Source organism: uncultured Varibaculum sp. (assembly GCF_902489465.1).
In the GTDB taxonomy this organism is placed as follows: domain Bacteria; phylum Actinomycetota; class Actinomycetes; order Actinomycetales; family Actinomycetaceae; genus Varibaculum.
Genome location: NZ_CABTZZ010000004.1, coordinates 1 through 14079, shown reverse-complemented (window position 1 = coordinate 14079; position 14079 = coordinate 1). Strand labels below are relative to the sequence as shown.

The 14079-nt window shown below is 52.2% G+C and carries 15 protein-coding genes; 11 read left to right on the top strand and 4 right to left on the bottom strand.

The window, feature by feature from the left end:
- Position 1 precedes the first annotated feature (1 nt).
- Positions 2–793 (top strand): inositol monophosphatase family protein, encoded by a 792-nt coding sequence (locus RDM26_RS01265; RefSeq protein WP_307737257.1) that lies wholly within the window; start codon positions 2–4, stop codon positions 791–793.
- Here RDM26_RS01265 and rsgA read toward each other — a convergent pair.
- From rsgA to RDM26_RS01250, 3 genes are read right to left on the bottom strand one after another with little or no spacing between them, the layout of a single operon-like run.
- Positions 755–1756, bottom strand: a complete 1002-nt coding sequence (rsgA, locus tag RDM26_RS01260; RefSeq protein ID WP_307737256.1) for a ribosome small subunit-dependent GTPase A — start codon at positions 1754–1756, stop codon at positions 755–757. The genes RDM26_RS01265 and rsgA overlap by 39 nt on opposite strands.
- Entirely contained in the window at positions 1743–3071 is a 1329-nt protein-coding gene (aroA, locus tag RDM26_RS01255) for a 3-phosphoshikimate 1-carboxyvinyltransferase (protein ID WP_307737255.1), read from the bottom strand. The genes rsgA and aroA overlap by 14 nt, the downstream gene beginning before the upstream one ends.
- Before the next feature lie 3 nt (positions 3072–3074).
- Positions 3075–3461: a hypothetical protein gene (locus RDM26_RS01250; RefSeq protein ID WP_307737254.1), complete on the bottom strand. Its 387-nt coding sequence runs from the start codon at positions 3459–3461 to the stop codon at positions 3075–3077.
- A 94-nt stretch (positions 3462–3555) separates the two neighbouring features.
- Here RDM26_RS01250 and RDM26_RS01245 point away from each other — a divergent pair, with 94 nt between their 5' ends.
- The 3 genes from RDM26_RS01245 (at position 3556) to RDM26_RS08400 (ending at position 4737) form a co-directional block, all read left to right on the top strand.
- Positions 3556–4254, top strand: a complete 699-nt coding sequence (locus RDM26_RS01245; protein WP_307737253.1) for a sigma-70 family RNA polymerase sigma factor — start codon at positions 3556–3558, stop codon at positions 4252–4254.
- The gene (locus RDM26_RS01240; protein ID WP_307737252.1) at positions 4254–4535 is read left to right on the top strand and encodes a hypothetical protein; all 282 of its coding nucleotides are present in this window, start codon (positions 4254–4256) and stop codon (positions 4533–4535) included. Before RDM26_RS01245 ends, RDM26_RS01240 begins: the two co-directional genes overlap by 1 nt.
- A 127-nt stretch (positions 4536–4662) precedes the next feature.
- Positions 4663–4737 (top strand): 50S ribosomal protein bL37, encoded by a 75-nt coding sequence (locus RDM26_RS08400; protein WP_373277209.1) that lies wholly within the window; start codon positions 4663–4665, stop codon positions 4735–4737.
- 88 nt (positions 4738–4825) lie between these two features.
- Here RDM26_RS08400 and RDM26_RS01235 read toward each other — a convergent pair whose 3' ends face one another.
- A complete protein-coding gene (locus tag RDM26_RS01235; protein WP_307737251.1) occupies positions 4826–8551 on the bottom strand; it encodes a multifunctional oxoglutarate decarboxylase/oxoglutarate dehydrogenase thiamine pyrophosphate-binding subunit/dihydrolipoyllysine-residue succinyltransferase subunit in 3726 nt (1241 codons plus the stop codon).
- Positions 8552–8784: 233 nt separating this feature from the next.
- Between RDM26_RS01235 and RDM26_RS01230 the strand changes: the two genes are divergently transcribed.
- From RDM26_RS01230 to RDM26_RS01200, 7 genes are all read left to right on the top strand, one after another.
- Positions 8785–10143, top strand: a complete 1359-nt coding sequence (locus RDM26_RS01230) for a CNNM domain-containing protein (RefSeq protein ID WP_307737311.1) — start codon at positions 8785–8787, stop codon at positions 10141–10143.
- Complete coding sequence (locus RDM26_RS01225; protein ID WP_307737250.1) at positions 10136–11179, top strand: CNNM domain-containing protein; 1044 nt, start codon at positions 10136–10138, stop codon at positions 11177–11179. Before RDM26_RS01230 ends, RDM26_RS01225 begins: the two co-directional genes overlap by 8 nt.
- Positions 11180–11216: 37 nt before the next feature.
- The gene (locus RDM26_RS01220) at positions 11217–11339 is read left to right on the top strand and encodes a hypothetical protein (protein WP_307737249.1); all 123 of its coding nucleotides are present in this window, start codon (positions 11217–11219) and stop codon (positions 11337–11339) included.
- Between the two features lie 25 nt (positions 11340–11364).
- Positions 11365–11685: a hypothetical protein gene (locus RDM26_RS01215; RefSeq protein ID WP_307737248.1), complete on the top strand. Its 321-nt coding sequence runs from the start codon at positions 11365–11367 to the stop codon at positions 11683–11685.
- A gap of 219 nt (positions 11686–11904) precedes the next feature.
- Entirely contained in the window at positions 11905–12726 is an 822-nt protein-coding gene (locus RDM26_RS01210) for a peptidoglycan DD-metalloendopeptidase family protein (protein WP_307737247.1), read from the top strand.
- Positions 12717–13457, top strand: coding sequence for a glycerophosphodiester phosphodiesterase family protein (locus RDM26_RS01205; RefSeq protein WP_307737246.1), 741 nt, complete (start codon positions 12717–12719; stop codon positions 13455–13457). The genes RDM26_RS01210 and RDM26_RS01205 overlap by 10 nt, the downstream gene beginning before the upstream one ends.
- Positions 13458–13469: 12 nt before the next feature.
- The gene (locus tag RDM26_RS01200) at positions 13470–13919 is read left to right on the top strand and encodes a ribose-5-phosphate isomerase (protein ID WP_307737245.1); all 450 of its coding nucleotides are present in this window, start codon (positions 13470–13472) and stop codon (positions 13917–13919) included.
- Positions 13920–14079: the final 160 nt, after the last annotated feature.

Genomic DNA, 14079 nt, shown 5'->3' with positions numbered 1-14079 from the left:
AATGAGGAACATTGGTGAGGACGTAGGGCTACTACTAGAAATCGTAGACCAGGTAGACCGGTATACGTTAGCGCATTTTACCCAGCGCGACTATCAAGTGTATGAAAAAGCTGATCTGACCCCCGTGTCTGATATTGATCGCGGTGCCGAGCAAATGATTCGCCAGGCCTTAGCGGCAGCCCGCCCTGATGACTTGATTTACGGGGAAGAATACGGGGGCAACCTTGCCGCAGCTAACCAGGCTCGCTGGATTATCGATCCCATAGATGGCACCAAAAATTTTGTGCGAGGAGTGCCAGTCTGGGCAACGCTGATTGGTTTGGAACTTGCCGGCGAAATGGTGGCATCGGTAGTTAGCGCCCCGGCTCTGGCTCGCCGCTGGTGGGCAGGTCGCGGCGTAGGCTCGTGGCGTTCCTTTAACCGTGGGGAACCACAGACTAATCGAGTATCGAAAATAACGGATTTAAAAGATGCTTCTTTTAGTTATTCCTCCCTTTCCGGATGGGAAGAACGCGGCAAATTGCACGCCTTCTTGGAGCTGACTCGAAAAGTGTGGCGCACCCGTGCCTATGGAGATTTTTATTCCTATATGTTAGTGGCCGAAGGCGTAGTTGACGCCGCGGCAGAACCGGAGCTAGAAATCTACGATATGGCAGCTTTAGTGCCTATCGTTGAGGAAGCTGGCGGGTGTTTTACCTCACTGGAAGGCAAAAAAGGGTGCGTTGGTCGCAACGCCTTGGCGACTAACTCCCAGTTACATCAGCGAATTTTGGCTATGTTGGGAGGCAAGTAGGCGGCGGAAGGATGCTACCCGCCGTGCTTGCGCGGGATCGGTTTTTTCCAGCGCGCTCAACTGGCACCCCGGTGAAGACTGCCAATGAGTACACAGTTTCGGACAGCCGGTGGCTACCTCTGCCAGATCCGGGAAAGCGGCCAACAGATCGTCCTCGCTAATATGCGCTAAACCGAAAGAGCGAATCCCGGGAGTATCAATCAACCAGCCATTGTGGAAGGGGAGCGCCATTACCGAAGTAGAGGTGTGGCGACCGCGTCCGGTCACCTGGTTAACGTGTCCGGTGGAGCGTTCAGCCTGGGGGATCAGCTCATTCATCAGCGAAGATTTACCTACACCCGAGTGGCCTACCAGTACGCTGACCCGCCCAGCCAGCAGCTCGGATACCTCATCGATTCCTTCGCCGCTTTCTATACTGGTTACCACGCTAGGAACCTGCAAGGGACGGAAAAGTTCTAACAGTGGCTCTGGGGAGGTCAGATCAGATTTAGTAACCAGCAGTAACGGTTTGATTCCGGCGCAGTAAGCGGCAACTAATAGCCGATCAATCATTCCCGGACGGGGCAAAGGATCAGCGCAGGCGGTACAGATCGCCATTTGGTTAGCGTTGGCTACCATGGGTTTTTCTTTCGCCCCGGGACTATCTTCTGCGGAGCGGGTTAGTTCTGTTTTTCGCGGTAAAACCTCCACGATCCGCGCCAGAGAGCCACTTTTTCCACTTAAATCTCCGGTGACCCGTACCTGATCCCCGACTACGATACCGTGCCTACCTAGTGCGCGGGCTTTTACCCCCACCAATTTGGTGTCTCCCATTTGCACGTGGATACGACCGCGATCTACTGCGAACACAAAAGCGGTGGGACTAGCAGAATAATCCACTTGCTTTTTTGAGCGACGCGGTTTCGAGCGGGCAGGACGAACTCTAACCCTGGGATCGTCGGTACCAATATCACGCCGCGCCATCAGCACCGGCCAACATGGCTTCCCAAGTCTCAACAAAATCTGGGAAAGTTTTGCTTACGCACTCAATATCTTCAATTTGTACCCCAGGAACCTTAAGGCCGATCAGAGCAGCAAACATGGCCATTCGGTGATCACCATAGGTTTGTACTAAATCACCATGTAAAGGTGCCGGAGAAATCCGGAGGGTAGTTTCACTGGCTTTGGCTTTACCCCCCAAGCGTTTAATTTCCGTTTCGAGGGCGTTTAAGCGGTCAGTTTCGTGTCCGCGCAAATGCCCGATCCCGGTAAGTTTTGAAGGCTCCACCGCTAAGGTACACAAGCTCGCCAAAGTAGGAGTTAATTCTCCTACCGCTTCTAAATCACATTGGGTGCCACCGATTACCCCACTGCCTTGACAAACCAGGTTGCCTTCGGGCGCGCGGTAAATTCGCGCTCCCATAGGAGTTAGCAGTTGCCGCCAAACATCCCCAGGTTGAAAAGTTTTAGCGGGCCAATGGGGAATACTAACTTGCCCGCCACAAATCATGGCGGCAGCTAGGAACGGTCCGGCATTAGTTAAATCGGGTTCGATATGGCGCTCGCCGCCCTGTAAGCGCGTAGGCCGACAGCGCCAGAGATGACGAATCTGGCGAGTATTCCAATCTCCGCTTTCTCCACCCAGGTTTTCAATCTGCCCGCCACAGGCATTTACTTCCGCTACTGTCATTTCCACGTGACGGATAGAAGGTAAAACCGAGTCGACCTCAATTTGAAGCTCAAAGGGGAGTGCTGGTGAGATTAGCAGCAGGGCAGAAACATACTGGGAAGAAGCAGAAGCATCAATTTGCAGCTGCTGCAGTTGCTCACTGGCAATAAGCTGACCGCTAATAGTGAAAGGTAAATGCCCCGGCTTGGGCATATCGCTAAATTTGGCGCCCAGCTTAGTTAAGGCATCTAGCAAGCCCTTCATAGGGCGGGCGCTGGCAGCATCATCGCCTTGAAAACGTACCGGCTGGCCACTAAGCAGCGCTACCGGTGTCAGGAACCGCATTACCGTTCCGGCCAGACCGCACTCGATAACCCCGGTTTGGGGAGATAACTGTGCCGGGGGAGTAATTAGGAGTCCTCCCGCTTGCTTTTCTACCTGGGCACCAAACTCTTGGATACCGGCAATCATCAAGTCGGTATCCCGGCAGTGTAGCGGATTGGTTATTAAAGTTGGTTCTTCCGCTAGCAACGCTAACACTAAGGCGCGGGCAGTTAAAGATTTAGAGGGCGGAAGGGAGATTACCGCATTTAGCGGGGCACTTTTAACGGGCGCATTCCAGACACTCAAAACTTAGTCCTGTCTAGTGGGAAACACTTCAGAGGTTAGACCGGCATGGAGCGCTAAACCTTGCGCAATTCGTAAGGCATCAACTTTGCCCGGCTGCCAGCCATTGACAATCGTAGCGGCTCCGTTGGCTAGCACCAAGGCACTAGTTGCTAGGGGAGAACGACGAGTGGTTGCCATCCGCAAAGCCAAAACAGCAACGGCCGCGCCGCAAACTTTCGCAATAGTTTTCACATCGTTTTTGGTTAGAGGAGGCAAACCGTTCTTTTCCATTACCTCTAGGTGATGTTGGGCTAAGCGTGCATGCTTATCACTGTTACGAATCGCGTCGATCCCCTCAATCATCAAAGGCGCTGCTATGAGCGCGCGAGAAAGTGCATACCTTTTAGCCATGCTTCTATTCTTACCTAAGCTGCTGGCTATTTCTAGCTTCTGGGAGCTTAATTACCCAAACTAATGTTGCTGAAACCAAGCTAGAATGGAGTTAATGGAAACTGAAATCCTAGAGTCAGAGCGGGCAGGCACGGCGGCGTTACCTAAAACGGTAGCGCTTGACCGCGGGAATAAACCTGCCGGCGAGGACGGGAATAGATCTGTGTCGCATCCCTTAGCTGCCGGTGATAATAATGTGCTCCTTTCGGACCGTTTCAGCAAAGAAGCCCTACCGTTGTTAGATCAGCTTTATGCCGGAGCGCTGCGACTTACTCGAAAACCTGCAGATGCGGAAGACCTGGTTCAAGATACCTATATGCAGGCTTTTCGTAAGTTTAACCAGTACCAACCAGGCACCAATCTAAAAGCCTGGATGTACCGGATTATGACTAATACTTTTATAAATCAGTACCGTTTAAAATCCCGGCGTCCCCAAGAGCACGGATCTGGAGAAATAACTGATCAAGCACAGGTAGCGCAATCACTGCATCATGGAGAGGGAATGCCCTCTGCCGAGACTACCGCTTTGGAGCGCCTACCGAATGAAACTATCCAAGCGGCCTTTGAAAAACTTTCGGATGAGCATCGGGCGGTAGTCTACCTGGCGGATGTGGAACAGTTCAGCTATAAGGAAATATCGCAGATTCTGGGAATCCCCCTAGGTACTGTAATGTCTAGGCTTCATCGAGGGCGCAGCCAACTTAGAGAGGAACTATCAGAATATGCCCGCGAGTACGGAATCGGGGTGAAGTAATGAACGAGCAGCCATGTGGGCGTGATCTCTTTAGACATGCCACGGAGGAGTCCCGGGAACTTAGTGAGGATGAGGCACGCCATATTGCTGAATGTCCTTGTTGCCGGAGAATCCTAGAGGACGAAGCGGCCGGCATCTCTTTGTCTTTACGGCGCTGCCTGTGTCACGGAACCGTGGCTCCTTCGACCTTACGGACTCGGATTGTGGAGAGTCTGGCGGTATATATGCAAACGGATGGGATGCAGATTGCCTATGAAGAACAACGCTACCTAGAAGATTAACCTTGGAGTTGTTGGATTTTCTGGGGATTTGTTTCAATATTTTTTTCGCAAGCATCGTCAGTTTTCGAAAACTTGGGATTATATGTAAAACTAGGGACGTTGTTTATTAATTGGGAAGGTGTAAAAGATGTCTAAACGTGGACGTAAACGCAAAAGCCGCCGTACCAGTGCCGCCAATCACGGCAAACGGCCCAACTGCTAAGAGCTTTAGCTACCGCTAAATCATCGCGGTAAAAGTTTTGGGGGGTGGTGACGAAAAGTCACCACCCCCCAAAACTTTTAGCAGCGAACTAGGCGAAAGCCTTCTCCATTAGCTCGGCGTTCTCCGCTTTGTGTAACTTGGAATTACCGGCTGCCGGAGAGGCCGCTTCCGGTCGGGAAGCTACTCGCAGACTCTTGCCGATAGCTCCGGGAAGGTGTAAGGACATAAAAGGCCAGGAGCCTTGGTTTTCTGGTTCATCCTGTACCCAGGTGAGCGGCAAATCTCCCCAGGTGTTTAGAACTTCCTGCAGCTCGGCTACCGGGAGCGGATACAGCTGCTCTAGGCGAACGATCGCGGTATCGAAACGTTCGCGCTTTGCCCGCTCTTTCACCAAGTCATAGTAGACGCGCCCGCTACACAGCAGTACGCGGGAAGGCTGACTTACCTGCTCGTCTACTTCGCCAATAACCGGTTTGAACTCCCCGGAAATGAAATCTTCTACCGGGGAAGCTGCCGCTGCTAAACGCAGCAATTGTTTCGGCTCGAAGGCAATCAAGGGCTTACGCGGGCGCTTATAGGCTTGCGCGCGTAGCATATGGAAGTTATTCGCCGGATTTGAGGGCTGACATACCCACATATTTTCTTGGGCGCACAGTTGCAGGTAACGCTCAATGCGTGCCGAAGAATGATCCGGGCCTTGACCCTCATAACCATGCGGCAATAGCATTACTACTCCCGAACGTTCATTCCACTTTTGGAAAGAGGAAGAAACGAACTCGTCGGTAACTGCCTGACCACAGTTAGCAAAGTCCCCAAACTGAGCTTCCCACAGCACCAAGGTTTCCGGAGATTCCACTGAATAGCCGTACTCGAAAGCTAGCGGTGCGTATTCGGATAGTGGAGAGTTGAATGCCTGGAAAGTTGCTTGCTCCTCAGTTAAGAAATTCAACGGTGTCCATTCACGCCCATTTTCATAGTCGTGAATTACCGCGTGACGATGGGAGAAAGTACCGCGACGTGAATCTTGCCCGCCGAGACGAACATTGGTGCCTTCCATTACTAGCGAACCATAGGCCAACATTTCGCCCATTCCCCAGTCGATCTTGCCTTCGCGCGACATGACTTCCCGCTTTTGCAATACCTTCATAATCTTGGGGTGGGGGGTGAAGTTCTCCGGCACCCGTACCTGGGATTGGCCGATCCGCTCAACCTCTTCGCGAGTGATTGCCGAAGTCCAGCCGATCATCATCCCTTGACCGGGCTGTTGCGAGGTCGGCATCACCCAGCGGGTATCCCCGCCAGGGTTGGTAGTGTCATCATGCCCTTCGGCGTCGAATTCTTTCTTTTCCCGAGTTTCTTGGAAAATCTTGTTCAGATCATCGTGGTATTCCTGCAAAGCCTCTTGGGCTTTTTCTTCGCTTAAATCTCCGCGCCCAATCAAGTTGCGGGTATAAACCTCACGCGTGGTGGGCAGGCTATCGATTAAGGAATAAAGCACCGGTTGGGTCATGGAGGGGTCATCGCCCTCGTTGTGTCCGCGCCGACGGTAACAGACCATATCGATGATTACGTCTTTATGGAACTCTTGCCTAAAGTCGAAGGCTAGTTGGGCTGCCTTCACCACGTCCTGTGGGAAATCCCCATTAACGTGGAAGATCGGAACCTGCAAACCTTTAGCTAAATCGGTGCAGTAACGGGTAGAACGCCCCGAAGTCGGCCCGGTAGTAAATCCAATCTGGTTATTTACAATAATGTGCACGGTGCCGCCAGTACGGTAACCGCGCAACTGGGACATGTTTAGGGTTTCTTGGACTACGCCCTCGCCGATAAAGGCGGCATCACCGTGGATAAGAATCGGCATTACCTGGCTTTCTGCATCTTTTCCGCCCCCTAAACGATCTTGTTTAGCGCGAGTGATGCCTTCGGTAACCCCATTGGCCGCCTCCAGGTGGGAGGGATTCGCGGTCAGGGACACCAGCACGCCTTCGCCCTCGCCAGCAGAATAAATCCCCTCGGTTCCCAGGTGGTACTTCACATCCCCAGACCCCTGGGTCGAGTTCGGATCCAGATAGCCTTCAAATTCGGAGAAAATCTGGCCATAAGATTTACCGGCCACATTAGACAGCACATTCAACCGGCCACGGTGAGCCATCCCGATAGTGATTTCTTTTACACCAGTCCGTGAAGCACTAGATAGCATCTTGTCTAGCAGCGGAATCAGGGATTCTGCGCCTTCTAGCGAGAAGCGTTTTTGCCCCACGTATTTGGTTTGCAGGAATGTCTCGAAAGCTTCGGCATGATTGAGCATACTGAGCACATGCATCTGCTCATCTTTCGAAAGCTTCTTCGAGGGTTTTTCAATGCGGCTTTGTACCCAGCGGCGCTGAACCGGGTCTTGAATATGCATATATTCGATCCCGATAGCCTGCGTGTAGGTGGCGCGTAGTTGCTCTAACAGATCCCGCAAGTTCATAGTGTCGCGGCCAGCGAAACCACCAGTAGGGAAGACACGATCCAAATCCCAAACGCTAAGTCCATAAGATCCGATAGACAGATCCGGGTGGCGGCGCAGGATTTGCTGCAGCGGATCGGTATTGGCGGCGAGGTGTCCGCGGGAGCGGTAAGCATGGATCAATTCCGCTATCCGGGCAGGTTTACCTTTTTCTGTTACCTGATCGTAGTTGAAATCTCGTTCCCACTGATAAGGCGCATGAGCTACCCCTAAAGTGGAGAACACGCGCTCAAAGAAGCCGTCATGGCCGGTAAGTTTCTGTTCAATAATCCGCAGGAACTCTCCGGAGCCGGCACCTTGAATCACGCGGTGATCGTAGGTGGAAGTCATGGTCATGATTTGACCGATGCCGGCGTTGGCCAGTTGCGAAGGCGAGGCTCCGGCCCATTCTGCAGGGAACGAGGTAGCGCCCACTCCAATGATGGCTCCTTGACCAGTCATTAACCGGGGAACTGATTGTTTGGTACCCAAGGTTCCGGGGTTGGTTAAGGTAACGGTTCCTCCCGCAAAATCCGCAGGTTTTAGGGAACCGGCACGCGCCCTTTTAACTAGATCCTCGTACGCGTCAATGAATTGCCGGAAATTTAAAGTATCGGCCTTGTGAACTACTGGAACCATTAGCGAGCGGGAACCATCTTCCTTGGGAAGATCGATCGCTAGTCCGAAACCGACATGCGTAAACTTGCGGATGCAACCATGGCCATCCTCGTCCTTTTCAAAGCGGACGTTCATGGATGGCATTTCGACTAGCGCTTCAATAATCGCGTATCCGATTAGGTGGGTGAAAGATACCTTACCGCCGGTAGTGGCCGCCAAATGGGTATTTATTACTTTGCGATTTTCGATTAACAGTTTGGCGGGAATCTCGCGGGCAGAAGTAGCGGTGGGAATCTGGAGCGATTCATCCATATTCTTAACTACCGCTTTAGCTACCCCGCGGAGGCGCTCTACCGTATCTTCCTCGTCACTGTCACCTGCCGGTCCTAGATCCAGAGCGGTTTTCCGGGCGACGTAGGGAGAGGTCGGTTCTGAGGCGGCCACCGGGGGAGCGGGAGGCAAATCGGAACGAGTTACGTCCCGGGCACTTACCGCTGAGCCGGTTCCCTTCACCTTGTGAGGCTGCTGTTCTTGGGGTTCTGGCTCTTTTATCTGCTCATTGCGTGCTTCCAAAGCGGAGAAGTATTCTCTCCAGTCTTCGGGAACCGACAGGGGGTCGGCGCAATATTTGTCATAAAGATCATCGATGATCTCCTGGTTGATCGGGCTTACCGAATGATCCATTTGATCTTCCGAATTGGGCATGGCGCTTCCTTTTCTGGATGGTGACGGAGTGTCCAATAAGATACTAAGCCTATTTAGTTCGAAAGTCCTAGCATTTCTCTCGATATTGAGAGAGTTTATGTAGACTTTACTAATGTTGGTGCATTGCTATTAAAATAGCTTACGAATTGCCTACTTGAAGAGGTGTTTTTGATATGTCCTCCCCGGGTCTGATGATGGTGGTGTAGTTGCCTGATAGCGTTTATTACCTGTTAATGGTGCTTTTGGGGGTCTTACTGACTGTCGGTACCGCCCTGTTTGTGGCGGCCGAATTCTCCATGCTGGCTCTCGACCCCACCCAAGTCGAGGAGAGGGTGAAACGTAAAGAAAAGGGAGCCGCCGGAGTTCTAAAAGCTTTGCAGCATTTGTCTACCCAACTTTCAGGGGCGCAAGTGGGAATCACTCTTACTACCATCCTATTGGGGTATACCACGCAGACGGCGCTTACCTCTTTGTTTACGCAGTTATTACAGGACATAAAACTGGCGGCCTCTCTGGCCACGGCCATTGCGGTGGCGGTAGCTCTGATATTGGTCAACGCCTTTTCTATGGTGTTCGGGGAGCTGTTCCCCAAGAACCTGGCGTTAGCTAAATCTTTCGAAGTTGCACGGGTGGTAACTCCCCTCCAACGCGGTTTTACCGTCCTATTTAAGCCGATAATTATGCTTCTTAACGGGCTGTCTAACCAAGTGGTTCGCGCTTTGGGGGTAGAACCTTTAGAACAGTTATCCTCCGCGCGTTCAGCTTCGGAACTAACGGCGATGGTTCGCCACAGCGCCGAAGCCGGTACCTTAGATTTATCCACTGCCACGATTTTTACCCGCTCCGTAGGCCTAGGTAGGTTGTGTGCTCGCGACGTGATGACTGACCGGAGACGGATGGAGTCTTTAGAGGCTTGGCAAAGCGCCGAGGACGTGGTGGAGCTATCACGGCGCACCGGGCACTCTCGATTCCCAGTTATAGGCGAGGACGCCGATGATGTTCTCGGTTTGGTGCATCTACGGCGCACGGTGGCGGTGCCTTTTGTTAAAAGAAAAAACGTGCCAATTACTGCCCAGTCTCTCCTGGTAAAGGCACTACGTGTTCCCGAAACCGTCAGGCTAGCACCGCTGTTAGTGCAATTGCGGGAAGCTGATCTGCAAATGGCGATTGTGGTGGACGAATATGGGGGTACTTGCGGAATCGTTACTTTAGAGGATGTAGTGGAAGAAATCGTGGGAGAAGTGGCTGACGAACACGACTTACGCCGGCGCGGTATCCGCCTCGAGGGTGATAATAAGTGGTTGGTAGATGGCACGTTACGTCCCGATGAAATAGCTGACCGGATTGAGGTGTTGCTGCCAGATGATGGTCCTTATGAAACTATTGCCGGTTTGATCTTGGTCGTTGCCGGTAAGATTCCCCAGGTGGGGGAGAGCTATAAGGTGCGTGGTCATATCTTGACGGTGGCAAAAATGGAGGGGCGTCGGATTGAGAAAGTGCTGATCAATAGCTCCAATTCCGCTTCGGGAACTCGACCTACCACGAAACTTACCGGGCAGGATCCCCGTAAAGGGGGCGAAGGAAATGTCTGATTGGTTGGCACTGATAATCGCGGTGGCGTTACTGGCTGCAAACGCGTTTTTCGTGGCCGGAGAGTTTGCCGTCACCTCCACCCGGCGCTCACAAATTGAGCCTTTGGCCGCGCAAGGTAAACGGGGGACGAAAGCTGCGCTATGGGCGGTAGAGCATGTTTCCCTGGTTTTAGCCGTAAGCCAATTGGGGATTACCTTAGCTTCTACCGGGTTAGGTGCCGTAGCCGAGCCAGCATTAGCGCATTTAATCGCGCGTCCGCTAGATTTCTTCGGAGTATCGCCCTCTCTTACCCACCCCATCGCCTTCGTGTTAGCACTGATAATCGTGGTATTTTTACATATTGTTCTGGGAGAAATGATTCCCAAGAATCTCACGGTAGCCACATCGGTGCGGGTCTGTCTGGTCATTTCTCCACATTTGGTACGGATTGCCCGGGCAGTACGTCCTATTGTGCGTGCCCTCGATGAGAGCGCTAACTGGTTAGTGAAAATACTGGGGATAACTCCTCGTTCGGAAGTTTCTCAGTCGTTCACCATTGAAGAAGTGGCGGCGATTGTCGCAAAATCCACCGCCGCCGGAACCCTGCACGATGATTTGGGATTATTGTCGGGAACCCTGGAGTTTTCTAAAGAGGATGTACGTTCAGCGATGGTTCCGCGCGCGCAACTGGTTACTTTGGATTGGCCGCTAACTGCTGCCGATTTTGAAGCTGAAGTGGCAAAAACCGGGTTTTCTCGTTTCCCGATTAGTGATGAATCTGGTGACTTGCAAGGGTATTTGCATCTTAAAGATGTTATTTTCGCTGATTCTAGCGCTGCTCGTCAGGCGCCTCTGGAATCTTGGCGAGTTCGGGTTCTCCCGGAGGTTTCCCCTGATGAAGAAGTAGAGGACGCATTAAGAGTTATGCAAAAAACCGGGGTTCACCTGGCTAAAGTCAATGAAAACGGGCAAACCATTGGGGCTATTTTCTTAGAAGACATTTTGGAAGAATTAGTGGGAGAAGTCCGCGACACTATGCAGCGAAGCGAAAACTAACTCTGTTCCGGGTGGGGCCGCAAATGCCGGATTAGTAGTGGCTATTGCGCTAATATCCGGGGTTGCCTATGCGCTCAGCGCTAGACCAAAGCCGAAACCTACTGCCGCTGCTTCTATTCACAGCACCCAAGCTACCGCCTCCGAGACTCCCACTCCCTAGGTTACGAGAGTGGAGCTGCCAGCTGGTGGCGACTGGCGATGGGAAGGTTAGCCAGGTATTAGATAGTGCTCAATGGGAGCGGCTGTTACACAGCGATGGTAGCCATTTCGGACTTGCCAATTACCTGAATAATCAGTTTTATGTGCAGACTACCGTTGAAATATTGACGATGGATTTGACCGGGAAAAGCGTGAAAACCCTAGAGGAAGTGCCTGACATAGTTTCTCTGGCAACCGATACCACTAAGCTGAATTGGATCGCCTGGAACCCCAGCGAGAATAGCTCAGATGCTGGAGTAGTGCTAACTACCGGGGCGCTTCCTAACGAATCTGAAAGTGCCCAGTAGTTTAAAGATGACTAGAGGGATAGGCCTAAGCGGTACGCGAGGGGACTTATTGCAAGAATAGCTCTACTTCCAGAGGGTAATGTTAGGCACGCTGGTAATGCGACAGGTCGCGACTGCGATCATCTTTCCTCAATGTTACAGCTGAAAGGAGTTGCTCTGGATAAATCGTTATAAATTCGTTATTATTTCAGAGTTAGTTATTTTCCGGAGGAACAGCAGATGGCCGAGTCGGTTACCCGGCGGCGCTCTCGAGGCGCCGAACGGAGGAGAATACGACGTTTTCGGCGCTACGCTGCGGTTCCCCGTACCCTCGTGATTCTAGCTTTAGCAGCAGTTACTATCATTGCGCCGTTAACCGGATTCGTGCAGGCTAATAAACCTGGCTCTATGATGGCTCAAGTCTTATCTGTGCACACTGACGGCGAAAGCTGGGCGGGCAGTGTCCACTCTCTGGAAGCGGTAGATTCCGAAGAAGGGCTGGTTCCAGTACCGGCAGCCGGAACTCGGGCTCGGATCTTAAGTGCGGATCCGCAATGTCAATTCTCAAATGTGGGATCGGGTAACCGGGCTGCTCAAACTATGTCTAATGAGGGCGCGATTCTATTTCCCTTGCAGCGGGGAGTCTTTCACCAATCTTCTCCCTTCGGGGAGCGTATACACCCGATATCTGGCATATTGAAACTACATTCGGGAACGGATTTTGCAGCTCCCGCGGGTACGCCGATCCATTCCCTAACCGATGGGGAAGTAGATTTTGTCGGCTCCATGGGTGGGGGAGGCAATACAGTGCGGGTTAAACATATTATCGAGGGGGAAACTGTTTACTCCCAATACAAACACATGCTTCCGGGCTCTTTTGCGGTGACAGTGGGACAAGAGGTTAAGGCTGGAGATCAGTTGGGGGCAGTGGGCTCTACCGGGAACTCTACCGGCAATCACCTGCATTTTGAGATCATGCCCGGCAATGAAAGCAACTATGTTGATCCAGTTCCCTGGCTTGAATCCCATCATTTCCGCTACCTGGGACAAAAATGCGAATAACGCCCCAAATTATTGCCCATAGAGGGGGAGGCGGAGAAACCCTAGAGAACACTCGCGAATCCATCGGCTACGCACTTTCTCAAAAGGTAAGTCGCTACGAAACCGATGTACGTGCTCTTAAAGATGGCACTGTGGTGTTGCAACACGATACCCAGTTAACAAGTCCTTGGGGTGATTCCCGTACAGTCGGAGAGCTTACTTCCCAAGAATTCTTTGCGCTTCGCGGACCGGCAGGACAGCGCCCGATTTCGCTAAAAGCCGCCCTTGAAGATTTCCCTACCTTAACCTATAACGTTGATATCAAAGAGCCGGGAGCCCTGGAGGGAGCTTTACGGGCAGTTAGCGATACAGATGCCTGGGAGCGAATAGTGTTTTCTTCTTTTTCCTCCCGCACTCTGACGAAGCTACGAAAACGTCACCCGGGGGTGCAAACCTGTTTATCTCCAGTTGAAGTTGTGCAGGCGCTTGTCGCTTCCCACAGCGCCAGTAAGCGGCACTTTGATTCCACCGGTGCTTTCGCTCAGGTGCCCCTCAAATGGAAAGGCATCACCGTGGTAGACCGCGTTTTTGTCTCCTGGTGTCATAGCCAAGGAATTAAAGTAGAACCTTGGACAATTAATCAGGAAACTGAGATGTTACAGCTAGCAGACCTGGGTGTAGACGCGATCATGACTGATTATCCCGCGCTTGCCAAAGCTACAATTACTGCCCGCTCAGCTTACCTACCCTGATACGCTTAAGGCATGAAAATACATGTTGCATGCGATCACGCCGCATTTGAATTAAAAGAAGCTCTAGTCAGTCACCTTCAGGAAAAAGGCTTAGACGTAATTGATCACGGATCTAAGAAATACGATGCTGAGGACGACTATCCCAATACCTGTATTCCTTGTGCCGAAGCAGTCCTGGCAGATAAAGGATCTTTAGGGGTAGTTTTAGGGGGCTCCGGTAACGGTGAACAGATGGCCGCTAACTGCGTTAAAGGGATTCGAGCAGCCTTGGCTTGGAGCTTGGAGACTGCCAAACTTGCCCGGATGCACAATAATGCCCAAATCGTGGCGGTAGGTGCGCGCATGCATGAGATACCAGAGGCCTTAGCAATAATCGATGCGTTTATTGCGGAGCCTTTCACGGGGGAGCAGCGGCACCAGCGACGTATCGATTTAATGGCCAAATACGAGCAAGAAAACTAGACGCCGTGCCAACCAGGTAGATTTCCTGCCGTCAATGGACGGCGGGAAAAACTGTGAGTACGAATAATAGGGGGCGGGCGGGAGGGGGGGGGGCGGGCGGTCCCCCCCCCCCCCCCCCCCCCCCCCCCCCCAACCCCTATCTTTCTATATATAAATTAAA